Source organism: Pasteuria ramosa, assembly GCF_056496785.1.
The window spans coordinates 190,691-216,261 of record NZ_CP143099.1; the positions used below are offsets into that span (position 1 = coordinate 190,691).

Consider the following 25,571-nt stretch of genomic DNA (forward strand, 5'->3'; position numbering starts at 1 on the left):
TGATCTTTAATGTCTCTAAGCATACTCCCTAATTTTTGGTGGGTATTACTTGGTACTTCTCTCCTCGGTCTATGTTGTGGAAGTCTAGGAACATTTGTCTTCCTGCGAAAACGCGGACTTGTGGGCGATGTTCTGGCTCATTCAACATTACCGGGTATTTGTCTTGCTTTCCTTATAACAACTAGCAAAGAAATCATACCTTTTATGTTAGGGGCTATGGTCACTGCTGGTTGTGCAGCTTTTTTAATATACTTTATATCGAAACATACGCCGTTGCATCAAGATAGTACCTTAGCAATTGTATTATCTATTTTCTTTGGTATAGGTAGTCTATTGCTTACCATGATTCAAAATACCGAAAATGCCCAACAAAGCGGTTTGAATAATTTCTTATTTGGCCAGGCTGCGGCTATTATAGAAAAAGATTTAAAAATCATTTCCACAATAGCTATTTTAATTTTATTAGTCATTTTCATAAGCTTCAAAGAATTAAAATTACTGTGTTTTGATTTTAATTTCGCCCAAAGTATCGGCTTCTCTACAAACAAATTAGACGGTATTTTACTTGCTATAACAACGCTAACAGTTATCGCGGGCATATCAACAGTAGGGATTATTTTAATTGCCTCTTTATTAATTATCCCTGCGGCGGCAGCTAGGCATTGGGTAAGTGATTTAAAAACAATGATCTGTATATCAGCTATCTTTGGTACAATATCTGGTGCTATTGGCACAATTGTAAGTGCCATGGGTTTAAATATACCTACAGGTCCATCAGTTATATTATCGGCATCATTCTTCTTCTTCATCTCTTTTATATTTGCACCAAAAACAGGCATAATTGCCCAATCAATTCAAAATGCTCGTGTTAAAAAACAAATTATCACTGAGCATTTAGTAAAAATAATTTTTAACATGGCAAAAGATGGCATCATAAATTATCAAGCATTAATCGAACAAAATCCAATTTTCATACCATACATTCAGAACTTCACTAAAAAAGGCTTGCTTTGCCTAATTAAAGATAACAATACAACATCGGTATCGATAACTAAAGAATTTAAGCAAAAATATGAAAATATCTGGCAAGACCACAAACATATGACGTCAAATCTTGAACCCATACCATATCATGGGAAGGGGTTAAATCAATGATGGACCATATATGGATCCTTTTAACAGGATCAACCGTAGCTGCAGCATGTGGGCTAATGGGATGTTTTCTTTTATTGCGCAATATGGCAATGTTAGGCGATGCTATTAGTCACACAATTTTATTAGGTATTGTAACCGCATATTTAATTTGTGGCAAAAGTTCATTAACCGCCATGTTTATAGGAGCAATCGTATGTGGGTGGTTAACAAGCTTCATTATTGAGTTTTTAAATAAAAAAGGTGTCCAAAATGATGCCGCAATTAGTGTAACTTTCACATCTTTGTTTGCTTTAGGGATTCTCTTAATCAGCCAGTTTGCTAATCAAATTGACTTAGACATCGATTGTGTTTTATTTGGTGAAATAGCTTACGTTCCACTAGATACTTGGCTAATTGGATCGATCGAAATGCCAAGAACATTTGTTATAATGTCCTGTGTATTATTAATAAACATCATCATCATTTCATGTTTTTATCGACCACTTAAAGTAAGTACTTTTGATCCATTAATAGCTACAGCTTTAGGACTACCTGTAGCACTAATACACCATACAATTGTAGGCATGGTTTCTCTAACAACAGTGTCTGCCTTCGAAAGTGTAGGTGCAGTTTTAGTAATATCAATGCTCATCATACCAGCCGCAACAGCTTACCTGCTAACACGTAAATTCTCAACAATGCTCTTATTAAGTGTATGGGTAGGCATTATAAGCGCAGTCATCGGATATGTAATTGCAAGCCAAATAAACGCATCCATATCAGGTGCTATGTCCATGGTATCTGGTTTTTGCTTTATGTTAGCTTTTATTTTTTCCCCACATTATGGTTTAATTTTAAAAATGAACAAAAAAAATAAATTAACAACATAAAAAAACCTGTTAAAAAACAACAGGTTTTTTTCTTTTTTCTTTTTTCTTTTTTCTTTTTTCTTTTTTCTTTTTTCTTTTTTCTTTTTTCTTTTTTCTTTTTTCTTTTTTCTTTTTTCTTTTTTCTTTTTTCTTTTTTCTTTTTTCTTTTTTCTTTTTTCTTTTTTCTTTTTTCTTTTTTCTTTTTTCTTTTTTCTTTTTTCTTTTTTCTTTTTTCTTTTTTCTTTTTTCTTTTTTCTTTTTTCTTTTTTCTTTTTTCTTTTTTCTTTTTTCTTTTTTCTTTTTTCTTTTTTCTTTTTTCTTTTTTCTTTTTTCTTTTTTCTTTTTTCTTTTTTCTTTTTTCTTTTTTAAAAATAAAAATGTGCTCTGAGTAAGAGCACATAACATAATCTACTTTATATGATAACTTTATTAACGATTACGTTTCTGCTTAGCTGCAAGAACACGTTGGTGTTCTTCGCTATTTTTGAGAAATTGTCGCATCATACCCTCAAAATCATTACGTATCGGTCTTCGTTGTCTACTACTATTATTGCGACGATTGCTGTGGTTATTATTACTACGTTCAGACCTGTTGTAATCGTTCCGCTCAGCAACTTCAGGCTTTTCCTTTTTTTGTAATGCTTTCATCGAAAGAGAAATGCGTCCTGAATCATCAATTGATAAAACCTTAACACTAACCTCCATCCCGATACAAAGAGCATCCTTAACACTCTCTACATAGGATGTTGAAATCTCAGAAATATGGACCAAACCTGTCTTGCCAAACAGATGATTCTTCTCTGGGGCAACTATTTTACTGTCGAAATCTGTTTTTTTAGGTGCAAGAAGCTCAATAAAAGCGCCAAATGGCTTAATAGAAACAACTTTACCACGTAAAACAGACTCTTCTTTCAACTCACTCATGGAAACTTCGCTACAATAAGCAACGGTATATGCTAAAAAAATTATTTTAAACAATACCGACCTCTTGTAGCTTCGTCCTTTCCTTATAATTAATGAAAAACAATAATCTAATTTCACGCCATAAGACGCAAGCATTTCTAAAAAATATATAAAAATTAAACTTTTCAATATAAACCTAAATAAACTAAAAAACCCTCATCTCATTGTACGATATAGTACATAACATGTAAACTGTCAAAAATAATATCATCATCTTAAGCAACTTTGTACAATAATACAAAACTTGGCTTTTGACATTTCTTGCATTATTAGCCCAATTCTCGTAGGATAAAGTGCGAGAGATTTTTGTACACAACAGCAAATTTTTTTGCAAACCGAAGGTGAGGCAGGTTAATGATTAACACTATTAAAACAGCGGCCGGGAAAACAATACAATTAGGTAGATTTATCTACAAAGGTATGTCTTCTGCAAAATTAATCGAGGCTGCTTTAGCTGGGAATGAAGGTCAATTATCATCCACCGGAGCTTTTAGCGTGGAAACCGGTTCTTTTACAGGACGTAGTGTTGATAACAGGTATATCGTTAATGATACCGAGACAGCTGATAAAGTCGACTGGGGAAATATTAATAAACCTCTAACAGAAGCTAATTTTGAAAATCTTCTGCAACAATTTGAACATTATTTAAGCGACAAGGATTTATTTTACGACGAAGGATGGGTAGGAGCTGATACAAACTACGCTATCCCAATTCGTGTATTCACTGAATTAGCTTGGCATCAATTATTCGCCAAGTGCTTATTTATCAATAAAGAATCTGCTAGGTCAGATCGTACAAAGCAAGATCCACGTTTAAAACCATTTACTATCATATCTGCACCTAATTTAAAAATAAATGCTAAAGCCGCACAAACAAAGTCTTCAACCGTAATTGCTATTAGTTTCCATAATCGTACCATACTCATTTCAGGAACCAGGTATGCGGGTGAAATGAAAAAAGCAGCCTTCACGGTTATGAATTATATTTTACCCTCTTTATCAGTATTACCTATGCACTGTTCTGCCAATAAAAATGAACAAGGTAATGTCGCACTATTTTTTGGTCTATCTGGTACAGGTAAAACCACACTATCAGCTAACCCGCATGGAAAATTAATCGGTGATGATGAACACGGCTGGTCAGAAAACGGTATTTTTAACTTTGAAGGTGGTTGTTATGCAAAATGCATTAAACTTACAGAAAAAGAACAACCTCAAATTTATCGAGCTATTCGTTTTGGCTCTGTTTTAGAAAATGTTGTTTTAGATGTTAAAAATCGCCCTATGTATGACGATAGCTCTATTACCGAAAATACACGAGCTGCGTATCCCTTAAAACATATCCCAAATAGTTTAATACCAAGTATAGGGGACCACACTAAAACCATTTTATTCTTAACAGCAGATGCTTTTGGTGTCTTACCACCTATCGCTAAGTTAAACAAACAACAGGCAATGTATTACTTCTTAGCAGGTTACACTAGTAAATTAGCAGGTACTGAAAAAGATGTTAAAGCACCCGAATGTGTCTTTTCTTCATGCTTTGGAGCACCTTTCCTACCACAAAAAGCAAGTGTATATGCCGACTTATTAGGCGAAAAAATTAATAAACATAATACAAATATTTATCTTGTTAACACAGGTTGGTCTGGTGGCGATTATAAAACAGGAAAACGTATATGTCTAGAAAATACGCGCCAAATGATCAGAGCTGCTGTAGATGGATTGCTAGAAAATGTATCTTATACGCAAAATGAATTTTTTAACCTGCAAGTACCTCTTGAATGTCCAGGTGTACCCGCTGATGTTTTACAACCAGAAAAAACATGGTCAGATAGCGATATGTATCAAAAGCAGGCCAAAATGCTTGTAGACCGCTTTCATAAACATATGTCTAAAAAATTCCCAGATCTAGCAAAAGATATTCTTCAAGCAGGTCCCCCGCTAAATTAAAAGCGGGGTATTTTAGATAAAAAATATATATCTATCGAAATTTTAAAAGTTTGTTAATTTTAATTATTCGCATTAATACGCCTATTCTTTTGACGCAAATTTTTGGCCAAAATATGAAGACGCATATTCACTTCTGTAACCCACTGAACATCCTTACATTTACTAGCGATTTTTAACAACTCAAGTGATCGATCAATTTGTGCTTTCAGTAAATCAACCTCATCGTGAGCTTCATCAAAAATGACGCCTCGTAAAGACCATAGGTGTATCATATCATCATTTAAAATATTTTTTATATCTTTGTCAGCTTCTTCTTCACTAATCTCACCATTACAAATCTGGATCAAAATTTCTTTAACTAAAGGATGTAACTCTATTTTAAAACAAGATGGACATGATAACATAGGGATAGAACTAAAATATATCCCTTGTTGCTCTAATTTACCCTCGATGACGGTCATACAAGCACCGCAACAATAAGCTGTCATAATTTATATTCACCTTCTATCAAAGATAATTAGATATTAATAAATATTATTATTAATTACTAGTATACAAACTTATGCTATATATGTATATAGGAAATTTTTGTTTAAATAAAAAATAACAAATCCTATCCTTATAATAAGGGGTGAATTTGTTATTTTTTATTTAAATAATATAAATAATAAATACAATATTAAGAAAAATAATGATGAAATAAATATAATAAATACAATATTAAGAAAAATAATGATGAAATAAATATAATATTAAGAAAAATAATGATGAAATAAATATAATATTAAGAAAAATAATGATGAAATAAATAAACAAAAAATAAATCAAAGGCATAGGGATACCTTTATATATTATATAAAGACTTATTAATACCCCATACCCACTGTTATAAACTAACCTGAAGTTTTCATAACTAGCATAGGAAAAGTATTGCTGCCCTCTTCATTATCATAAAGTGTTAGTTCTACAGATGATGTTAGGACATCAGCATAACTATAAGATACACGATTAAAAGAATTATGATCTTCATCTAATTTAATAACAAAAACAGAAGGATAGGTCTCTTCTAAAACACCTGTCCTTTCAATTGTTTTACGACGACCACTATTGGCCTTTAAACGAATTTTACGACCTACGTAACCATCTAAAGTTAGCTTTATATCCGATAGTGTGTGCTTTCCCACGGTCTTGATCCACCTCACTTATTTAGCGGATTTGTTAACAACCTGTTACAAGCACCTAAAACGATAAAATATGCTAATTAGCAAAACTCATAAGCTATCGTTAATAGTCTGCCCCAAGCACATATATCTAATTCTTCTGCTCTTTTCCTTACATCAATCTCAGCTTTTGTACATATGTGGACTAAATCAGCCTGTCCTACATGAGGAAAAACAGGGGCTAAAGAATTAAGGAGCTGCTTTCTTCTTTGGGAAAAAACAGCCTTAATAACCTTCTCTACCCATTTTTCATCTTTATGTTCAAAAAGCGGTTTAGTACGACGTTGTAATTTTAGCACCGTTGACAAAACATTAGGCTTAGGCCAAAAATTTCCAGGATTAACTTGTCCCATAACTTTGGAAACAGAAGCAAATCTTTGTACAAAAATCGTAAGTGCTCCATAAGATTTGCAACCCGGTGGAGCCAATAAACGGTGAGCAACTTCTTGTTGGAGCATCAACACCAACGTTTTGAGATTATGCACCTGCAACATCTTGACTAACAATGCCCCAGCAACACGGTAAGGTAAATTAGCTACACCCAACCATGGTGTCGTTGCTGGAGCAAACGATGTAAAAAGTTCAGCGAAATCAACCACCAAAGCATCTTCATGTATTAAATGTACATTCGGAACATCAGCTAAAATTTCGGTTAAAGGTGGGATTAAGCGTCGATCTCTTTCAACCGCAACCACCTTAAAAGCCCGTTTCGCCAAGATAGTCGTTAAAGCACCCATACCTGGTCCGATTTCTAAAATATATGACTTATCATCTAACAATGAAGAAGCAACAATATCATGAGCCACATTTCCTTGAATAAGAAAATTTTGACCCAAAGATTTTCTAGGTTGCAAATCATACTTTTTAGCTAAAAATTGCGTCCTTTTAGCTAAAGAATATTCTAAAAGAGCATCTGTTGTCATGTGTTGGCTTTTTGCCATGCACCTAACAATTCTTCCTCAGTTACACACAAGGTTGTTAATTGACGGTAAAATTGTTTGGCATTACCATAGCCAATTTTAAGAATATCCGCTACCCTTTTACGTAATTCTTTCGCACAAGATGATCCCACAAAACCCAATTCATGATAATATTGCCAGTCCAAATCAGATGTTTTAATCGAAGAAGTAACTGTGCGAATCTTAAGCAAAGAATTACAAATATCATCCTTAGATGCATATTCCACACCTACTTTAGCGCCAAACATAGCGGCTTCTTTAGCTATATAGGCATGCTTAGCATCAGGAACTAAACTAGCTATCTTTTTTCGAATCATCTGACCTGCATGATCAGGATCAGTAAAAATAATTATACCGCGCATCTTGTGAGCCCTTAAAATTGACGTCATGATACGCTGACTAATATGCATCCCATGAACCACTAAAACATCAGCATGCACAGCTCGACGCACAGCCTCTGCATCACTAACACCTTCAACTACCACAATCTCACTTATAACAGGTCTTTTCATTACCATCCCCCTCCTTATTAAAAATAAGAAATAAATCCTTGGCATTTTGCAAAGTTTGCCTACATACATCTTCTACATCTATCTTCTGTAACTGGGCTAAAGAACGAACCACCAAAGGCAAATAACTTGGTTCATTTCGTTTACCACGATATGGATGAGGCGCTAAGTATGGAGCATCTGTTTCAATTAAAACAGATGCCAAAGGAACAGCTTTAACCATTTTATGAACTTCGACGGCATTCTTAAAAGTTATAACACCGCCTAACCCGATCTTAAAACCCATATCTAAAGCAAACAATAAATTGTCAATACTACCTCCAAAACAATGTAAAACACCGCTCACATCCGATATATACATTGAACGCAAGATAGATAATAAACGATCATAAGCACCTCGACAATGGATAACAACAGGTAACTTAAGCTCCAAAGCTAAAGACAATTGATTCCGAAACCAAGCCTCTTGTACATCCATTGAAGCTTTAGCCTTAACATCCAAACCTATCTCACCAAGCGCCACTACTCTTGGCTTCAAAAGCTGTTCTTTCAACCACAAAAGATCTTGTTCATGAAAACGATCTACTTCACATGGATGAAAACCTAAAGCAGCATAGCAGCCACTATGCGCACGGCTTAAAAGCAAAGCCTTAGGAATTGTTTTACGACAATAACCAACTTCTAACCAACCTAGTAATCCTTGCTCACGAAAACGAGAAATCACGTCATCCCTATCAATATCAAACCTACTACTTGAGATATGGGCATGACTATCAAACAACATTTCCAAATAATCACCTTCAAAAAACTTTGGTAACCAATCAATTAAAGAAACCGCATACTACTCAATGGCCAAAAAATCAAAAAAACCGGCCCGGAAATATTCTTTTTAGGTACAGGTCCAAAGACACGACTATCTGTACTAAAATCACGATTATCGCCCATAACAAAATAACAATCGTCAGGAACAACGTATTCGGGAAAAAACTGATTACTAAGCGATGGATTAGTATATTCCTCGTTTAAACGAGATCCATTAACATAAACCTCTCTACCAGAAATTAAAATATGATCTCCAGGTATACCAATAACCCTTTTGATATAAAATTCTTTGGGATTAAAAGTCCTTTGAAAAAAACTCATTTTTTCCTTCTGTTCTTCTGTAACAATCCCCCCAGGACCTGGCGGTTCCAACACAACAACATCTCCACGAGAAAGTGAAGAAAACCAATTATACGCATAATTGACTAAAACCTTTTCATTACCATTAAAAGAAGGAAACATAGACTGCCCTTCAACATCATATGACCCTATAACAAAACAACGTAATAAAGTAGAAAGAACAGAAGCAAAAATAAAGACATAAAAAAAATCTTTTAAAAATTTTTTTTCCAAAAAACCCTTCGACATTATAGAGGTTCCCCCGAAAACCAAATTTGACCTTCATAAATTGAAAAATTCATTTTAAGACAACAGGATATGAAATGAAAAAGCATAGTATTATTATATCCAAAAAACAAAAAAGCCTAGTCGACTTAAATGATTTATACAATTAATAAAAGAAAAAAATTTCTATAAAAGGGCTGTAATTAATTTAAAAACCTTTAATGATGAAAAAAATGTTCTAAATCAGCTATTTCCTCTTCTAGATTTAAACGGGGAAAAAGAGGATCACCTTTAATCAAGAACGTCCCTGGTGCAGGTGGATTAAAATATTTAGCTTCCTGCCAAGAAATTGGGCTATTAAATCCTAAACGCCTACGCATTTCTATAGATGTTTGCGGCATCACAGGATGTAATAAAACACTCACGCGTACTAAAACAGCTAAAAGCGTTAATAGTGTACATTTAATTAATTCTGGATCTTCCATCTTAGCTTGATTCCAAGGTTGCTGTGTATCTATATAACGATTAGCACAACGTATAAAATCCCAAATAGCAGTCAAAGCAAAAGAAAATCGCAAACTATCAAACGCTTTTTCTACAGAATAAGTAGTTTCCTCAGCTCTCAAGCACATATCTTCATCCAAAGCAAAAGAAAATTCAGGGGATACACTAGAAAAATATCGATCAACCATAGTCATCGTACGATGAAACAAATTACCTAAATCATTCGCCAGATCCGTATTAATACGCGTCAGAAACCGCTGTAAAGAAAAAACTCCATCTTCACCAAAAGGTACCTCTTTTAGCAAATAATAACGCAAAGGATCACATCCATAACGCTTTACCATAAAATCAGGTCTTATAACATTACCTTTTGATTTAGACATTTTCTCACCAGAAACTTCAAAAAAACCATGCGCAAAAATCATCTTTGGTAAAGGCAAATCAAGCGCCATCAGAAAAATAGGCCAATAAACAGCATGAAAACGCGCAATATCTTTACCTACTAACTGAACATCCGGAGGCCAATATTTTATATCTTTAGATCCATCAGTCTGATAACCAAAGACGCTAAGGTAATTTAACAAAGCATCTAGCCATACATAAACGACATGCTCAGAATCACCCGGAACCGATACACCCCAAGAAATAGCAATTCGCGAAACACTTAAATCAGTTAAACCGGGATTCAAAAAATTATTTACCATCTCATTAAGACGTTTTTGGGGTCGTAAAAAAGACGGATGCTGTTCATAGAAATCCCGTAATCGTTGCTCATATTTTGTTAACCTAAAAAAATAGCTAGGCTCACTAATAAAATCTCCCTCACGATGACAATCAGGACAACAAACTTCCCTGCCTTCACGATCTGGAAAAAAAGACTCACAATAAGTACAATATCTACCTTCATAAGAACTAAGGTAAATATCCCCCTTTTGCTTTAAATAAGCAAAAACATCTTGTACAACTGACTTATGTCTTTCCTGTGTTGTACGAATAAAATCAGTATAATTAATATTTAATAATGACCATGTTTCTTTTATACCATCTACCATATGATCTACAAACGCTTGTGAACTTTTATTAACAGAAGCGGCTTGCTTAGCTATCTTTTGACCATGCTCATCGGTACCGGTTAAATAAAAAACATCATACCCTTGCGCACGTTTATATCTAGCTAACACATCACCAGCAACCGTCGTATAGGCATGACCTATATGTAACTGGTCATTAGGGTAATAAATAGGCGTTGTAATATAATAATTGCCTTTTTTTCGAACCTCGTTTAACAAAAAAATACCCCCATCTATTAGTCTAAACATTGCCTTAAGCAGCAACAAATGATGGGGGATAAAATGTTTGCCCCTCTTTTCGGCTGGCCGGGCAAAAAAACTATATTTTTTAAATAACTGTTTTAAATAACTGTTATATATATTAATCAAATATTAGATTTCAAATAGTATTTTCCATCATTATTATCTACAAAAATTACCATAAAACAAACTTGAAAAATAAAATAGCTCTAAAATTACAAAAATCACATGATACAAATCTCTAGTCATTGTACCATCTTTTGGCAGTGGTATGCAAGTTGAAAATAATCATTCACCATCGATCATAAAATATTTTTTAGGATTATTTTTAAAAGCCATAATTGGTTATTATTTTTTTACACTTTATTTTCCAACATCGTACTTGGTTGTTTTTTTAAGCTTTATTTTTTTTCGATAAATGATATATACCACCAAAAAGTCCTTCTTGTTTTTCTAAATAACCATCTATCGTAAACTGATCTAACTTTTTCATCATACTCTGGACACTAGAAGAAGGATTTAAGCTCTGTAAAGCAGCCAATAAATCAACCTCTTTAAGAGGCAATAAAGGTAATAGACGATCCAAAAAATCGCTATCAACTTTTTGGCGATGTTGACGTAATTCTGAAAACGGATCTGAACTATGGGGCGAATTCGTATAAGCACAACGAACACGTATAGCTACCGTACGACCAATAACAGAAGAAGATACAAAAGAATCTCCTGATCGAAGATAAGGCAAACGCCGACCCTCTTCAGCTGTTAAATCTGTCTCTTCACGCAAGGTAGCTATATCACTTCCACGCACCGTACGAAAAACAAATTTTGTATTTAACTGAGCCGTAATCGTTTCATCAAGTAATGTAGGCCTTTGTGTAGCTAAAACAAGAAATACACCATACTTACGACCTTCCTGAGAAACTTCCTTAAGAGCAGACTTAGAAGGCGAATCCCAACCTTTAGGCGCAAAACGATGCGCTTCATCAGTAATAATTACAAAAGGCGGGAAAAACAACTCTTCACATTTCGTATCCTGATATTCACGTCTTTTATTGTAAAGCATCCCAATAAGATATGAAGCAAAAACCTGCAACAACCAAATACTCCCCTGCAACACCACTAATTGACATTGCTTCAACCCATCAATAATCGGCTCAATATTACCTTGAAATAAACCTGATGGACAAAAATGTCCCTACACCGTACAAGAAACTATGATAGTTAAAAAACTAACAACTAACACCAGGCATGCAACTTTCATCGCACCAGGCGTTATGTTTATAAGGGGATAAAAACAACAATTCAGCAAACAAAAGGTAGCAAAAATAAACAAAAGAAAAAAGGGAACATCACCTTACAAACAAGAAATTCATCCCTCAGCTATATTTCTACAACTTCTTAGGGATAACAATTTCTGCTCTCATCTAAATAACATCATCTAAAAAATATTTATTGTTTTTTTATAAATTCATCACTTTTTATAAATCCATCGTTTGTTATAAATTTATTATAATATTTTCATATTACCATCTTTATGGATTATAATGATTCTAAAATAAGTAGATTCTATCTACTCTATGAGATTTATCAACCTTATTTATCCTAATTTACTTTATTTATTAATTTCGCAATTTTTAAATTATTTTATATAGATATCCGCAAAAATACGAGGTCAAAAATAATGCAAATATTATACCAAAAATCTCATAGTGTTAATATTCATAAATATAAATTAATGATGATGTTATGTCAACTTCACACGTTCCAAATACCCTCGCCATCCTTAATCCTAATAGGCGGGAACTATAGATTGGCAGTTTGGATAGCTAATCAAAGCTAATGTTTTTCCTTAACGAAATTCGTACTCAAACATAACTAACCAAACCCGTACACCCATTCCTTTGTCGACCATTATATAAACTAACGGCATCCTCGCCTTAAGTATTTTTTCGGCCCTACATACTTTTTTCATTTTAACAATTACAAAAGCATCTAACCTGGCTTCTTATGAAAAACATTATTACATAAGCAGGAATATCAAGGAAAGCTTAAATATAAGCTATATCGGGCATTTAGTTCGAAAAGATAAATGATATGATAAAAAAATACTTAATATATCAAAAAAATATAATATCCTCCGTCTGGTTTCGTTTTAAAAACTTATCCAGAAACGTGTCGCACCTTCGTTTCATACGGCGTAAAACTACATACCATATATCGTAGCTAAGAACCTATTCCTTTAACATTTTTCAATGTTGTCCTAGGTTACATGATCCTTACTCTCACCCAAAATTTAGGTTTTCCGCGTTCCTAACTAAAATAACGTCCTAAATATCCGTAGGCGGAGACTCTGAGTTGTCAGAATTAACACACATTTTGTGCAACATCTTTCCGAAAAGGGAACGTAATCGATGTCATTCTGCTCATAAAAAAAACAACCCTTAACACGATCTCTTTGTCAATTATAATTTTATATATAAAATCCTCGCCCTAGATACCTTATCGTTCCATATATAACCTAGCTTCTTATGAAATATATATTTATTAGAATTAAAATATGATAAATGATCACATAAGTAGGTATAATGGTAATTAAGAAAAAACATTTATATATTTTTTTATTATCATTTATTACTTCATTATCATTTATTGCTTTTTCTTAATAATTCTTAGTCAAGTTCCTCTTTCATATATATTTTTATGAAGCTAAAAGAGGTCTCTTTTCGTTTATCCAACTTATAGAAAACCGCGTCGCTCCCCTATCTAATCTCTGAAGGCGCCAATTGATACCGTGTAGTGATGCTAAAGGTACTGAGCTGTGCTGTTGCAACAAGTTATAAAGATCACGCGCTCTCGCAACAACAATTTGATCATTACTTTTCATTGCTTTTTCTAAACTAAGCTTTCCCTCTTCCATTGCTTGAATTAAATTGGACAGGCGATCAGAAAAAGATGTAAAACTATCACCTTTACGGTGCAAAGATTGAACCCCGCTGATCATAGCCTCCGATACTGATCCTCCTGCAGATTGTAGAAGTTGCGATAATTCACCTGATGTCAAAGCGTCAAAAGAAATACCAACGTCTTTACCTACAGATAGATGTACGTATCGTGAGTCAAAATTAAGCTCTGTATCTATATCCGAGGAAGTAGCAAAAGACATTTCAAAATGAGGATCCAATACAATTGTCGGAATAACTAGTTTCATAAGCTCTTCCATTACAACACGTGAAGCAAATGATTTACCTGAACCAGATCCACCAAAAATACCAACGTGGGGATATTGAGCTAATGTACTAGGATCAAAAATAAAAGGTATACCTGATTGTTTTTGAATATATCCTTTAGAATCTTTCGTAACTAAAAGATTACTTAATTCCCGAGGCAATGTCTCTGCTAAAAATGACGTCCCTTTAACTTCTCCTAAAATCATCCCTTTAGTAGGTGATGCCAAAGGTAAAAAAGATGAAATCTCCGCAAAAGTAGGATGGCGCACTTCACATCCAGTACGAACCGACTGAGAAGCTTCTGTTAGCAAACGCACTTTTGCGATATGGACTTCTTCAGCTGCCATATCATACCCTAAGTATGATAGAGCATCTAAAACTTGTTTATCAACAATAGGTTTCTCCCAATCCATCGGCAAAAGTGAATTTTGCGAAAAAGCTTCTACAACTTCACCGCAAGGATTAAATAAATTATCATCTAGGATAAGTAATAGTTCCTGCATATGAAAACGATAATCTCTAGACACAACATAAATTTCGCGGGGTGTAGTTATACCAACAACTTGCACTTATTATATCCCTCCTCCTATATCATAATTTTAACACACTATCAGCTTGTACAAAAACCAATACAAGGAGCGTTTAAGAACATAATAAAAAGTATTAAAAGCTATAATAATGACTTTTTTTATTTTTAAATTAAATCAATATTATTAAAATAAAAAGAGCTAATATTTTGGTTTTAGTGATCTTGATGATAGTTTTCATTGCCCATTTTTATATTTATAAAAAATAAAATTATATTAAATACACCTAGCTAATATATATAAATTATAAGAATTTTTTATTTGGCGGACTTGTGCATAAATACATTATTAGAAAGATATAAAATGATTTGATATGAACTTATTTTTAGCATAAACTTAGAACTATTAATAAAAAATATGTATTTTGATCCTAAATTATTAATATTAAAATAATTAAAATATTAGTATTTATATTTATTAAAAAATATATAAAAGGCATCTTCGTTGTTAATTTTAAGATTTTTTATAAAATTAAAAATTAATACCAATAATCTGCACTAATCAGGACATATTAGCATTATTGAACAAGCCCTTTATCCCCCTGTTATGTTTATTATAAAACTTACATTTTGCACAGGGGCTTGAGGAATATCTATTTTCATTTGCAAAATCTTAAAATATAACATATTGTAAAATTTGTAAATAAAATAATATTTTCTTTTTTTATTAATAATTTACATTTTTTGTTTTTTTGCATGTACAGTAATTAAAGATGACGATACAATCTTTTAGCATGCCAAAACCGATGCTGGATTTTTGGATCAATACCATTACTAAAAAAAGTTTTAACCATAGAGTCGGTTAGACGCACACGTTTATCGACAATATCTAACCAATACGGTATACCTCTACCCTGTATAGGTACGAGGTGCAATAAAAGATCTAATAATTTTTGTCTATCAGCAACTTGGGACCATAAACCATCTACAACGATAGGCTGCGGCGAAAGAGACCACCGAACCATAACACGCCATAGCAAGTCATCTGTAATTTTGCGCGGAAAATCCCAACCTTCATTTTGACGCAAAACACCGTAAAATAAAAATCTATCAGCTAAATCATATAAATCAGACCATAAAAGACCTAATTTTTTCGTTGCTATTTCTTCTCCCACACCTACTAATAAAGTATTTTGATCATAAGCGATATGGCATAATTCAGAAAAGGATAACACATCATTTTCCTTAAAATATAAAAGCGTACCATCCATAATCATCGTATGAGGAGACCATTTTTTAAGAGCGGCTTTAGCAACCTCTAGCTCCATCGTCAACAAATGTAATTGAGGTACAATTTGCTCATCATCTAATGTCAAACCGCTCAGTTTAACATCTTCAAGCCATATCTCACGACCATCCGTAGCTTGAGCTAGGACACGGAAAAAGAAAAGCTTATTCCCTAAAGCGCCAGAAATATAATTTACTGATCCATCAACCGCTACACAAAGTGTATTTTGACAAACAACATCCTGGATATCACTTCTTACAAGTGAAAATAAAGCCCCCTCCTTCATTAAACGATCACGCATACCAAACATATGGATACGGTCATCTAAAAGATTTAACTTTTGGTTTATGGTTTGTAATTTCTCTAAAAGCGAACCTTTTGTATACATCATAAACTTAGAATAACCCCTAATATATAATATAAATGAAAACTAAATTTAATATAAAAGTTGTAAAAATACCAATTTAAATAATGGGAAAATTCCAAATTCAATTTTTCTATGAATAGATTTAAATCAAAAATAAGGTTTGTATATAATATATTATTATACAAACCAAAAATAAAAATCCCGTTTTCAACCCTGCCAAAAAAAAATACGAAATATTCTATTTAAAAATTTTAAATGACATTTTAAATTATATTAATAAGCATATAAAAATCGCTATAAAACAAACTTGACAGATGCATATATTTCAATACAACCATATAAAATACCGTATACTATGAGATTGTAAAAAAACTGCTGTAAAGAAAATAATCGAATTAACTAAACACTATGGTAATTTCTATCTTTATGTTTAAACTATATCATTACTAATCATCTATATTAATATTTCCAATCAAGATCACTTAACATATAATTTAAAATCTATTTAGAAAAAGCCGGAAAATGAAATATTCTATAGATTACACCATTGGCTCAAATGCTATTTTTCGGCAAAGCGTTTAATAGTCCTAATTTAATTATCATATGTGTATATTTTTATAAAAAATTATATCTTAAAAATAGATAAAAATTATGTCTATTTTTACTAATAAAATCTAATGTAAATTTTATTAGTAAGATTAAAGAACTTATGTCTAACAATTACATAGGTTATTAATAAAAATAATTTTCATTTATTGCAATTTTGCAAAATTAATAAAAAACTACATTTATAGAAAAAAATTACTAATAAAAATCAGAAAATGTTAAGATATTTACATAGTTTGGAACATCTTAGATTTTATAAAAAAACCATATATTACTTAATCACGTGCATCGAATATATTTTATGGATAAAAACCAATCAAATAACAAAGAATGTCTATTTAATAGACCTTAAAAAATAAAAATTTTCTATTATATTTGATTTAATGTATTTCATAAGGACGAGGATATCATCATTAACTCAAAGTACTATGCAAGCAACTGATCACCATAAATTATGATCTGGAATAAAAATGCATTCAGGGTAATATTATTAAACCTATATTAAATACAACTTCAGCTATACTTCGTTAGTCGAACATTCTAATACATAAAAAATTAAAATTGATATTAATTATGATACTATAAATAGCTTACATAATTTGATTTATCATAAAAATACAAATGCATAAATTCTTATTTCAAGGCAATATAGAAGATTCATGATGAAATTGCCTTGGAAATAAGAATTATTTTTTGTATAAAAAAATAATTTTAAAACTTAGATTCTAATAAAATTTTTAAGTTAATTTTTAAAAATAAAGAATTATGCCCCTGTTTTTTTTTGAAAATCCAGCATGATTAGCTAAATCAAAATAAATAATGCTCAATTCATGTTTCTATATAATTCATTATATAGAGAATCATCAGGCGGTAATTTCGTTGTTTTGAGTACTAATTCATCTGATCTCGAAGGATCCCATCCTGCACGTTCCCTGAATTCACCAGGTACTTTGATATTTTTTCTGAAACTAACAATAAAATTATTGCTTAGAATTTTATTTTTTTGTTTAGTATTCGCTTTATTCAGCGATTTTAAGTATAAAGATTTTAATGACTTAATGGTTTTTTTACTAAATGGTAAATTATCCAATACCTTAAGAGCACGATTTTTTGATCTTCTAATTTCATGTGATAATTCTATTTTAAATTCTTCATATTCTTTTTGTATTTTTTTATACTTATTTTTAGTATATCCTTTTGCTGATGGTTCGAGTCTATTGTAATATTCCATGTCTAAAATTAACTCAAAAGGATGTGTTATGCGCCCAAGGTCCCGGAACTTTTTTTCTGACTTATGCAATTCATAGGACACTTTATTAAGGGCTTGTGTAAGTTCTTCTATAAAAAATGCTCCGTGGTCTATTTGTAAACTTTTTCGATTTTTTTGATCATTTCTTTTATTAACGTCATATTTTGGGGGTTGGTTATCTTTTTTGGATGTTGCTACACTTGAACCAAATACTATCGTTGTAGAAAACAAAGACAAAACACTCAAAATATAAAAGGAATTTTTAATTTTTTGGAACATTTATTTTTACCCCTTTATGATTTAATTAATTCTAATCACCTTTATATTATAGGTGCAATAAAGAAATTTTGTCAAGGAATTTTATTAGACTTGTCATTAAAACAAAGGAAAGGAAGGAAAGGAAGTTTAAACACCTAATAGAATATACTAAAAGCTACGATAATGCCTATTCTTTGTTTTAAATTTCATTAATATAATTTAAATATAAAAAAATTAAAATTTTGTTTGTAGTGATTTTAATAATAAGTTTAATTTAATGTTTTTTTATTTATAAAAAATAAAAACCGCGAAATACATCTATCGGGTATGAATATAAATTATCATATTTTTTTTATTTTATATTTATTTAGCTTACTTTTGTATCTTCTTTAACTTTTTCGGAATTATTCTAAAGACAAGTGCAAATTTAAAATAGTAAATATTAAATTGTTCTGAGAATTTTGTTGAATTATTACGATATATATTAGAAATAATCTTACTTTTTAATTAAAAAATAAATCCTTCTATAACGTGATATTTTTCTAAAATATTTTTCATTATTTTATTTTAGTTCCCGAGTTCCTTTAGTCAAATCATTAGCATTGCTTCTCGTATATAGTAATGTACAAAAATATCTTTTATAATCACTGAACAACTAAATTAGCAAGCGAAGTCGCAACTTCTGATAACAATGGAATATGCAAATCTTTAAAAAAAGATAAAATCATGTACAATGGCAGATGTAACCTTCGTGTAACTAATTAAATATTTTTCAGCACAAATTACAAGCAAAGATCTTATGGTTGTATATTTTTTATTACTTACTCGTATTTTTTGTTTTAAATAATATTTTTTAGCTAAAAATTGTATCTTTTGTATAATTATTAATTTTATTAATAGCAATTTTTCTAATATAAAGGATTTATAAAATTATTATATAAGAAAAATTGCTAAAAATAGATATACTTTATTTTCGCGTTGGACTTGTGCTTAAATACATTACAGGCAATTAATACCAATAATTGTTATTTATTGGTATATTTAAAAATTTATTAAAAAATAAAATTTCAATATCTGTTCTTATTTATAAGCTGTATTTTTATAATCATCTGAATAAAATAACAAATATTATATACATTATTACTAGTTTTGGGATTTCATTAAGATATGAAATTTAAAACTAAAAGAAAAGGGCAAATAACTATCTCTAATATTAGAAAGGGATATGTTATGGAAATATGCAAAAATAGCAAAATTAACTGGCAAGGAATTTATATCCGCTTTAGGTGTTGGTAAAATAACCTTTTTAATTGTAGTAGAAAGTGTGGGAAAACATGACTTGAAAACCAATAAAAACTGTGGAAGACCAACAATACTTGACCCGGCAAATCAAGTATTGTTGTTTTTTCATAATTTTTTCTTTGGTCGCACTTATAGAAGTATTGCACAAAATTTCGCTGTTACTAGAAGTAATGTTACTAAAACTATAAAAAAGGTACAAGCTATCGCAACAAAAGTACTTAATAAAAAAATCCTCAAAATATGAAAAAACATTTACCTAACTTAACATATGGCAGATTCATTATAGATGATACAGAAATATGAATTCAACGTCCTAAAGTAAATTACAAACCCTATTTATATGGAAGTAAAAAACAAACAAGTAAGAAATCATTAATTTTAATTTGCTCTAAAACTGTCAAGATTTATTTTACAAATTAAGCTCCTGGTAGTGTACATGATTTTAATCTTTAAAAAAAATCACATATAAAATTATCAGAAAGCGCAACGCTGGTAGGCGATTTAGGTTTTAAAGACCTACAACAATATCATTTGTATTCAATCATACCGTATAAAAAAAGCAAATACAATGTTTTAAGCAAAGAAGAAAAAGACTATACCCATATTTTATCCAAAGAAAGATCCTTAGTAGAAAGAGTTATAAAATGGCTCAGAATATTCAAGCTCATTGATAATAGATATCGTAATAAACTTAAAAATTTATCGCAGCAATTTGATCTAACCGAGGCAATATACAATCATGATTTATCTTGAGATAAATTGAAAAAATCTATATAAAATCCAAAAATAAAAATTAAAAAATTAAGACAATTCGTGAAAAGAATCAGCTAGGCGAGATTAACATAATTTTAGTTATTATTAAATCTAAATACCTAAGGGGAATGTCTATTTTTTTTTGTAAAATCTTAAAATATAATATATTGTAAACTTAGGAAATACAATAACATTTTATTATTTGGATTAATAATTTACATTTTTTTGCATGTAAAATGATTCTTCGATCTTGTCTACAAACCCGTGTTAAGAATCTAATTTAAACCCAAAAATAGCTATGATCATAGCTATTTTTGGGTTTAAATTAGATAATTACTAATCGGCTTATTTCAGATAAGTCCTTTAAATATATTTTTTAACTCTCCCAACTATTATTAAGAATATTATTTTATACATAAATATATTATGAATAAATTAATTATAATTTAATAATTCGATTTATATATATTTCATACTTTAAGGATCTTTTTTAACTTTAAATATAAATATTTAATCTTCTGTTTTAAATGTTAAATCCTATTTTAATATTATAAATAAATGAAAATATTTTATATAATTTTGGTAAGATTTAAAATTATCATTAATATATAACTAGTATTTTAATAATAAAAATATTAGCGTTTATGCATATGAGTAAATATATCTAAAAATATTATTTTGAATTTTTTATATTTTTTTTAAAATAATAATAAAAACAAATTACCTGTACTAATAAGCTACATCAGTCTTTTTTTAGAACATAATTTAATCGCATCAGCTAAATAAAAAATGTTGTTATCATCATTCCTTAGGCTATTTTAAATCACTTGTCATCTAATGATTATATTTTATAATATACCTTGTTTATGTATATAAAATCTGTATTTGTTATTTTGATAACCCCTTTTATGCTAAAGTTAAAATTTATATTCATTATACTATGTATTTATTAAAAAAAGTTATTAAATAAAAATGTTTTTCAAAAATTAAAAAACTCTAATGAAATCATATGAAATTTTTTAATTTTATTCGACATAAAGCATTAAAAACTATCAATTAAAATAATTATTATATAAAAAATATTAATATTATATAATCGCCGGATTATTATTTATACACACAGATGAATGGACATGAAAATTGATAATGATAAATAAATTTTAATAATTACATTAAAATAGCAACAATTGAATGAAATAGCCTGTATTATACCTTCTCAAAATGTCTAGTATATAAAAAATAATTAGTAGTTGACGTATATGGAAATGCTTGGTATGATACTTTCTGGTGTTAATTTTTAATACTCAATTACAAAAATGTATAAATTACAATTGGAATTTTGGCCTTAAATTATATAAATTGACCAATTTTTATAAAATAATCAAAAAATACTAAATTAAAACATTTTTCATTATTCCCAAATTAATAAAAGAGGCTGAGATATTTCATTGGTTTTTCTATAATTTTTGTATTTTTATCTTTTTAAACACTGCATTTTTATATCCCCTTTTTTTATTAAGATTCTTTTTATAAAGTTTATTTATTATAGAATTAAAAGAAATCATAATTAATATATTTAAATATATCTAAAGGAGGCTTTCGATCAGTATGCTAAAATCCACTGGTATCGTGCGCAAAGTCGATGAATTGGGAAGAGTTGTCATACCCATTGAATTGCGACGTACACTATCCATTAGCGAAAAAGATGCTTTGGAAATTTACGTGGATGAAGAAAAAATAATCTTGAAAAAGTATGAGTTTGCTTGTATGTTTACAGGTGAAATAAAGGAAACTATCAGATATAAAAACAAGATTATAAGCAAAGCTTGCATTAATGAAATGTATAATATAATAAATCAATAACTAATAAATTATGGATAAAAGCAAACTATGTTAACGCATAGTTTGCTTTTTTATATTTATTATATATTTAAGAATCTCCCATCATTTATGAAGAAAATACAGCTTCCAAAGCTTTTAAAGCATTTTGTTCATCTGGTCCATAAATTTTAATAATAAAGTTATCGTTATTGCTAGCAAAAAAAATAATAACGTCTAATAAATTATGTACATCAATGATTTTATCACTCGATGTCTTAATGTTAATTTTTGAGGCAAATTTATGAACTATGTTTAATAAAGCTAAAGCATCCCGACCATGTAAAAATCTTGTAGACGAAATCGTAATTTTTTTTTCAATCACAAAAGGTCCCCCACTAGTTAGATAAACTGTTAGCGATGGATTCTAAACGCCTTAAACGATGATTAACAGCCGATTTGCTAACTTGACCTCCAGGGAATAATTTACCTATTTCTTCTAAACTTAATTCAGGATGTTTACAACGTAATCTAGCTATCTCTTGTAAACAAGTGGGTAATTTTTGTAATCCTCCTGCTTGTGCTATCTTTGTTATATTATTTATCTGACGCATAGAAGCAGCTACTGTTTTATTTATGTTAGCTGTTTCACAATTGACAATCCTGTTAATCGAATTACGTGTTTCTTTCATGATACGAACATTAGCAAAAAATAATAGCGCAACATGTGCCCCTATTATACCTAAAAAATCACCTATTTGTTCACTATCTTTTAAATAAATAATCGTACCTCTTTTACGCTTTAATTGTTTGGGTTGAAGAAAAAAAATATTCATTATTTTACATAAAACATGTCTTTGTTCTGGATATGCCGTGATCATTTCTAGATGATAAGAACTACTCCGGGGATTACTTATAGACCCACTAGCTAAGAAAGCACCTTTTAAGTATGATTTACAGCAACATTTTTCTGGGACAGAATATTTATCTATGTCAATAATTGTTCTATATTCTTTGTTTATAATACCTAAATCAAGTAAGATTTTTAAAAATTTACTTTTCAATTCTAAAATGTATACACGATTCTTACGCAAACATTTTTTTTTATGAATAAGAATTCTTGGAATTTGATTATACCGATTTTTAATTAGCTTAAACAAATATCGGGCAATCGCCGCATGTTCCGTAACTAGTTGCAAAGAAAAACCAGTATGATAACTATGAATATAACCACTCATATTGATAAATGCCCCTAAAAAAGCGTTCTGGCAACATGGTCGATGAAGGTCATTTCTCAAAACTTCTTTTTTAGTAATAGAAGAAAAAGATTCCATAAAGACCTCCTTTTACAATGATCCATCTTTTATCTATATAAGTGATCACGATTGATACAAATTAGCCATTAAATTAGCCAAAGCAACACAAATGATATGTTTGCTAACTAAATCAGCATTATGCCGTATATAAGAACAATCCATCAATAAATTATCGATAATAATAGAACAACCCATACCTTTAAGACGAGCACGATCAATACGAACCATGCGTTGATAAAAACGAGCATATCTTTCACGGATTGTGTGATCAGGAAAACCATCGTTGATAATAACCACATCAATACAATCTTTACCGAGATGATTATGTAAAACTTTAACATGGTCACCAACAGTAAAATTATCCGTTTCGCCTCTTTGTGTCATAACATTACATACATAGACACGACAAGCTTTCGAAGAACAGAATGCTTTCATAATTCCAGGTACAAGGATAGGTGGTAAAAGGGAAGTGTACAAACTACCTGGACCAATAACAATGACATCAGCCATTTCCAAAGACCTAATAGCTTCGTTTACAGGTAAAGGAATAGGTTCTCGCAGAAAAACACGCTTAATACGTTTATTTGTATGAGGAATATTGGATTCACCTTCTATTATTGAACCATCAATAAATTCCGCAATCAATGTAGCACCTTCTTCACTTGCAGGTAACACACGCCCTCTAACCGCCAAAACACGACTAATTGCCTGTACAGCACTTGTAAAGCTCCCAGTTATTTCACACATGGCAGCAAGCATCAGATTACCTAAGGTATGACCAGCTAACTCTTTACCTGTTTTAAAACGATGTTGAAAAACCTGAGCTAATAAAGATTCTGTATCCGCTAAGGATAACAAAACATTTCTAATATCACCAGGTGGCGGCATCTGTAGATCGGTGCGCAAACGTCCTGAGCTACCTCCATCATCTGACATAGTAACAATAGCAGTGATAGAAACCGGATATTTCTTTAAACCGCGCAATAAATTAGGTAAACCTGTACCACCACCAATACAAACTACATTTAAAGGTTGAGGCAGTATAAAATTATCTAAAGTATATAACAAATTTGTCATGGGGAAATATTACCCCTTTCGCACATCACGATGTCGAACACGGTACTCGCGAGCAAGCAATTGTACATCAATTTTAAAATAGTCTTTTAAAGCATTGGCTACAACAACAGATCGATGGCGCCCTCCTGTACAACCAATGGCCACGACAAGTTGTTTTTTACCTTCCTTTTCATAACATGGTATCAAAAAACTTAATAATGATTGCAAGTGGTTCAAAAATTTCTGTGTAATCTCATTTTGCAAAACATATTGTGATACTGGTAAATCACAACCTGTTAAAGGACGTAAATCATCAATATAATATGGATTATCTAAAAAACGCACATCGAAAATTAAATCAGCTTCTAAGGGCAAGCCATATTTAAAACCAAAAGATAAGAAAGTGACAAAAAACACAATTTGATCAGACCTTGTAAAGTAAAAAATAATCGCTTTTTTCAAATCCATAGGCCGAAAATAACTAGTATCAATTATATAATGCGAATTTTCACGAACTTCCTTTAATAGATCTCTCTCTTTCTTAATACCATCGATAATAGAACCATCAGATGATAAAGGATGCAACCTACGCGTTTCTTTATAGCGTTGAATAAGGGACATATCAGAAGCATCTAGATATAATAAGCAATAATTTACACCTGGTAGGTCATTTAATCTAGATAATACAGATAATAAAATGTCAAAAAAAGCTTGGCCGCGTAAATCCACAACAATAGCTACTTTGATAATTTTGGCTTCTGATTTTTCTAAGAGTTCAATAAAAGACGATAATAAAATAGGTGGCAGATTATCTATACAAAAATAACCCAAATCCTCTAAATTTTGAATAGCTAACGTTTTCCCAGCACCAGACATCCCTGTTAAAATAATCAATTTCAAATCTGTATGCTCACATTCTCCGCTATCATTGCCAATACACATAATTATATACCTCCATATTAAATACTACTAAAACCAGAAACATGAATTATAAAATT

The 25,571-nt window shown here is 30.7% G+C and carries 25 protein-coding genes; 6 read left to right on the forward strand and 19 right to left on the reverse strand.

Annotated features, from left to right (window positions below):
* Positions 1-9: 9 nt before the first annotated feature.
* Positions 10-1,155 (forward strand): metal ABC transporter permease, encoded by a 1,146-nt coding sequence (locus VS182_RS00930; RefSeq protein WP_479484681.1) that lies wholly within the window; start codon positions 10-12, stop codon positions 1,153-1,155.
* Positions 1,155-2,024 (forward strand): metal ABC transporter permease, encoded by an 870-nt coding sequence (locus VS182_RS00935; RefSeq protein ID WP_479484682.1) that lies wholly within the window; start codon positions 1,155-1,157, stop codon positions 2,022-2,024. Before VS182_RS00930 ends, VS182_RS00935 begins: the two co-directional genes overlap by 1 nt.
* A 9-nt stretch (positions 2,025-2,033) precedes the next feature.
* Here the strand turns inward: VS182_RS00935 and VS182_RS00940 are convergent, their stop codons facing one another.
* Positions 2,034-2,408 (reverse strand): hypothetical protein, encoded by a 375-nt coding sequence (locus VS182_RS00940; RefSeq protein WP_479492624.1) that lies wholly within the window; start codon positions 2,406-2,408, stop codon positions 2,034-2,036.
* Positions 2,409-2,432: 24 nt separating this feature from the next.
* Entirely contained in the window at positions 2,433-2,981 is a 549-nt protein-coding gene (locus tag VS182_RS00945; protein ID WP_479492625.1) for a S1 RNA-binding domain-containing protein, read from the reverse strand.
* Positions 2,982-3,320: 339 nt separating this feature from the next.
* Between VS182_RS00945 and pckA the strand changes: the two genes are divergently transcribed.
* Positions 3,321-4,919: a phosphoenolpyruvate carboxykinase (ATP) gene (pckA, locus tag VS182_RS00950; RefSeq protein ID WP_479484684.1), complete on the forward strand. Its 1,599-nt coding sequence runs from the start codon at positions 3,321-3,323 to the stop codon at positions 4,917-4,919.
* Between the two features lie 59 nt (positions 4,920-4,978).
* Here pckA and VS182_RS00955 read toward each other — a convergent pair whose 3' ends face one another.
* From VS182_RS00955 to VS182_RS01015, 13 genes are all read right to left on the reverse strand, one after another.
* On the reverse strand, positions 4,979-5,407 hold the full coding sequence (locus VS182_RS00955) for a hypothetical protein (protein ID WP_479484685.1): 429 nt from the start codon (positions 5,405-5,407) through the stop codon (positions 4,979-4,981).
* Positions 5,408-5,812: 405 nt separating this feature from the next.
* Complete coding sequence (gene veg / locus VS182_RS00960; protein WP_479484686.1) at positions 5,813-6,103, reverse strand: biofilm formation stimulator Veg; 291 nt, start codon at positions 6,101-6,103, stop codon at positions 5,813-5,815.
* A 77-nt stretch (positions 6,104-6,180) separates the two neighbouring features.
* The gene (gene rsmA / locus VS182_RS00965; protein WP_479492626.1) at positions 6,181-7,080 is read right to left on the reverse strand and encodes a 16S rRNA (adenine(1518)-N(6)/adenine(1519)-N(6))-dimethyltransferase RsmA; all 900 of its coding nucleotides are present in this window, start codon (positions 7,078-7,080) and stop codon (positions 6,181-6,183) included.
* Positions 7,059-7,610, reverse strand: a complete 552-nt coding sequence (rnmV, locus tag VS182_RS00970) for a ribonuclease M5 (RefSeq protein WP_479492627.1) — start codon at positions 7,608-7,610, stop codon at positions 7,059-7,061. Before rnmV ends, rsmA begins: the two co-directional genes overlap by 22 nt.
* On the reverse strand, positions 7,588-8,391 hold the full coding sequence (locus VS182_RS00975; RefSeq protein ID WP_479484689.1) for a TatD family hydrolase: 804 nt from the start codon (positions 8,389-8,391) through the stop codon (positions 7,588-7,590). The genes rnmV and VS182_RS00975 overlap by 23 nt, the downstream gene beginning before the upstream one ends.
* Positions 8,392-8,432: 41 nt before the next feature.
* A complete protein-coding gene (gene lepB / locus VS182_RS00980) occupies positions 8,433-9,017 on the reverse strand; it encodes a signal peptidase I (RefSeq protein ID WP_479488751.1) in 585 nt (194 codons plus the stop codon).
* Between the two features lie 194 nt (positions 9,018-9,211).
* Positions 9,212-10,786 (reverse strand): methionine--tRNA ligase, encoded by a 1,575-nt coding sequence (gene metG, locus VS182_RS00985; RefSeq protein WP_479484691.1) that lies wholly within the window; start codon positions 10,784-10,786, stop codon positions 9,212-9,214.
* Between the two features lie 415 nt (positions 10,787-11,201).
* Complete coding sequence (locus tag VS182_RS00990) at positions 11,202-11,945, reverse strand: ATP-binding protein (protein ID WP_479492628.1); 744 nt, start codon at positions 11,943-11,945, stop codon at positions 11,202-11,204.
* A 57-nt stretch (positions 11,946-12,002) separates the two neighbouring features.
* Positions 12,003-12,140: a hypothetical protein gene (locus tag VS182_RS00995; protein ID WP_479492629.1), complete on the reverse strand. Its 138-nt coding sequence runs from the start codon at positions 12,138-12,140 to the stop codon at positions 12,003-12,005.
* Positions 12,141-12,656: 516 nt separating this feature from the next.
* Complete coding sequence (locus VS182_RS01000) at positions 12,657-12,779, reverse strand: hypothetical protein (protein ID WP_479492630.1); 123 nt, start codon at positions 12,777-12,779, stop codon at positions 12,657-12,659.
* Between the two features lie 726 nt (positions 12,780-13,505).
* On the reverse strand, positions 13,506-14,603 hold the full coding sequence (locus tag VS182_RS01005) for a helicase HerA domain-containing protein (protein WP_479484693.1): 1,098 nt from the start codon (positions 14,601-14,603) through the stop codon (positions 13,506-13,508).
* 724 nt (positions 14,604-15,327) lie between these two features.
* Positions 15,328-16,239 (reverse strand): DNA double-strand break repair nuclease NurA, encoded by a 912-nt coding sequence (locus tag VS182_RS01010; RefSeq protein ID WP_479484694.1) that lies wholly within the window; start codon positions 16,237-16,239, stop codon positions 15,328-15,330.
* Positions 16,240-17,644: 1,405 nt separating this feature from the next.
* Entirely contained in the window at positions 17,645-18,349 is a 705-nt protein-coding gene (locus VS182_RS01015; protein WP_479492631.1) for a hypothetical protein, read from the reverse strand.
* Positions 18,350-19,553: 1,204 nt separating this feature from the next.
* On the opposite strand from VS182_RS01015, the gene VS182_RS01020 reads away from it, so the two are divergent.
* From VS182_RS01020 to VS182_RS01030, 3 genes are all read left to right on the forward strand, one after another.
* On the forward strand, positions 19,554-19,874 hold the full coding sequence (locus VS182_RS01020; protein WP_479484696.1) for a hypothetical protein: 321 nt from the start codon (positions 19,554-19,556) through the stop codon (positions 19,872-19,874).
* Positions 19,875-20,161: 287 nt separating this feature from the next.
* Positions 20,162-20,383 carry a transposase family protein gene (locus VS182_RS01025; protein ID WP_479492632.1) on the forward strand — a complete coding sequence of 74 codons (222 nt, stop codon included), beginning with the start codon at positions 20,162-20,164 and terminating at the stop codon, positions 20,381-20,383.
* A 1,608-nt stretch (positions 20,384-21,991) separates the two neighbouring features.
* Entirely contained in the window at positions 21,992-22,246 is a 255-nt protein-coding gene (locus tag VS182_RS01030) for an AbrB/MazE/SpoVT family DNA-binding domain-containing protein (RefSeq protein ID WP_479484697.1), read from the forward strand.
* Positions 22,247-22,331: 85 nt separating this feature from the next.
* Here the strand turns inward: VS182_RS01030 and VS182_RS01035 are convergent, their stop codons facing one another.
* Genes VS182_RS01035 through rapZ form a run of 4 tightly spaced genes read right to left on the reverse strand, consistent with a single transcriptional unit; the run spans position 22,332 to position 25,515 of the window.
* Positions 22,332-22,586 carry an HPr family phosphocarrier protein gene (locus VS182_RS01035; RefSeq protein ID WP_479484698.1) on the reverse strand — a complete coding sequence of 85 codons (255 nt, stop codon included), beginning with the start codon at positions 22,584-22,586 and terminating at the stop codon, positions 22,332-22,334.
* A gap of 13 nt (positions 22,587-22,599) precedes the next feature.
* Positions 22,600-23,535 carry a DNA-binding protein WhiA gene (gene whiA / locus VS182_RS01040; protein WP_479484699.1) on the reverse strand — a complete coding sequence of 312 codons (936 nt, stop codon included), beginning with the start codon at positions 23,533-23,535 and terminating at the stop codon, positions 22,600-22,602.
* 45 nt (positions 23,536-23,580) lie between these two features.
* A complete protein-coding gene (locus tag VS182_RS01045; protein WP_479484700.1) occupies positions 23,581-24,594 on the reverse strand; it encodes a gluconeogenesis factor YvcK family protein in 1,014 nt (337 codons plus the stop codon).
* A gap of 9 nt (positions 24,595-24,603) precedes the next feature.
* A complete protein-coding gene (gene rapZ, locus VS182_RS01050; RefSeq protein ID WP_479484701.1) occupies positions 24,604-25,515 on the reverse strand; it encodes an RNase adapter RapZ in 912 nt (303 codons plus the stop codon).
* Positions 25,516-25,571: the final 56 nt, after the last annotated feature.

What these genes read in the sequence shown, in the direction of transcription:
- VS182_RS00930 (WP_479484681.1), top strand. Translation starts at nt 10, where the DNA reads ATGTCTCTAAGCATACTCCCTAATTTTTGGTGGGTATTACTTGGTACT.
- VS182_RS00935 (WP_479484682.1), top strand. Translation starts at nt 1,155, where the DNA reads ATGGACCATATATGGATCCTTTTAACAGGATCAACCGTAGCTGCAGCA.
- VS182_RS00940 (WP_479492624.1), bottom strand. Translation starts at nt 2,408, where the DNA reads ATGTTATGTGCTCTTACTCAGAGCACATTTTTATTTTTAAAAAAGAAA.
- pckA (WP_479484684.1), top strand. Translation starts at nt 3,321, where the DNA reads ATGATTAACACTATTAAAACAGCGGCCGGGAAAACAATACAATTAGGT.
- VS182_RS00955 (WP_479484685.1), bottom strand. Translation starts at nt 5,407, where the DNA reads ATGACAGCTTATTGTTGCGGTGCTTGTATGACCGTCATCGAGGGTAAA.
- rsmA (WP_479492626.1), bottom strand. Translation starts at nt 7,080, where the DNA reads ATGGCAAAAAGCCAACACATGACAACAGATGCTCTTTTAGAATATTCT.
- rnmV (WP_479492627.1), bottom strand. Translation starts at nt 7,610, where the DNA reads ATGAAAAGACCTGTTATAAGTGAGATTGTGGTAGTTGAAGGTGTTAGT.
- VS182_RS00975 (WP_479484689.1), bottom strand. Translation starts at nt 8,391, where the DNA reads ATGTTGTTTGATAGTCATGCCCATATCTCAAGTAGTAGGTTTGATATT.
- lepB (WP_479488751.1), bottom strand. Translation starts at nt 9,017, where the DNA reads ATGTCGAAGGGTTTTTTGGAAAAAAAATTTTTAAAAGATTTTTTTTAT.
- VS182_RS01000 (WP_479492630.1), bottom strand. Translation starts at nt 12,779, where the DNA reads ATGAAAAAAGTATGTAGGGCCGAAAAAATACTTAAGGCGAGGATGCCG.
- VS182_RS01010 (WP_479484694.1), bottom strand. Translation starts at nt 16,239, where the DNA reads ATGATGTATACAAAAGGTTCGCTTTTAGAGAAATTACAAACCATAAAC.
- VS182_RS01015 (WP_479492631.1), bottom strand. Translation starts at nt 18,349, where the DNA reads ATGTTCCAAAAAATTAAAAATTCCTTTTATATTTTGAGTGTTTTGTCT.
- VS182_RS01020 (WP_479484696.1), top strand. Translation starts at nt 19,554, where the DNA reads ATGTTATGGAAATATGCAAAAATAGCAAAATTAACTGGCAAGGAATTT.
- VS182_RS01030 (WP_479484697.1), top strand. Translation starts at nt 21,992, where the DNA reads ATGCTAAAATCCACTGGTATCGTGCGCAAAGTCGATGAATTGGGAAGA.
- whiA (WP_479484699.1), bottom strand. Translation starts at nt 23,535, where the DNA reads ATGGAATCTTTTTCTTCTATTACTAAAAAAGAAGTTTTGAGAAATGAC.
- VS182_RS01045 (WP_479484700.1), bottom strand. Translation starts at nt 24,594, where the DNA reads ATGACAAATTTGTTATATACTTTAGATAATTTTATACTGCCTCAACCT.
- rapZ (WP_479484701.1), bottom strand. Translation starts at nt 25,515, where the DNA reads ATGTGTATTGGCAATGATAGCGGAGAATGTGAGCATACAGATTTGAAA.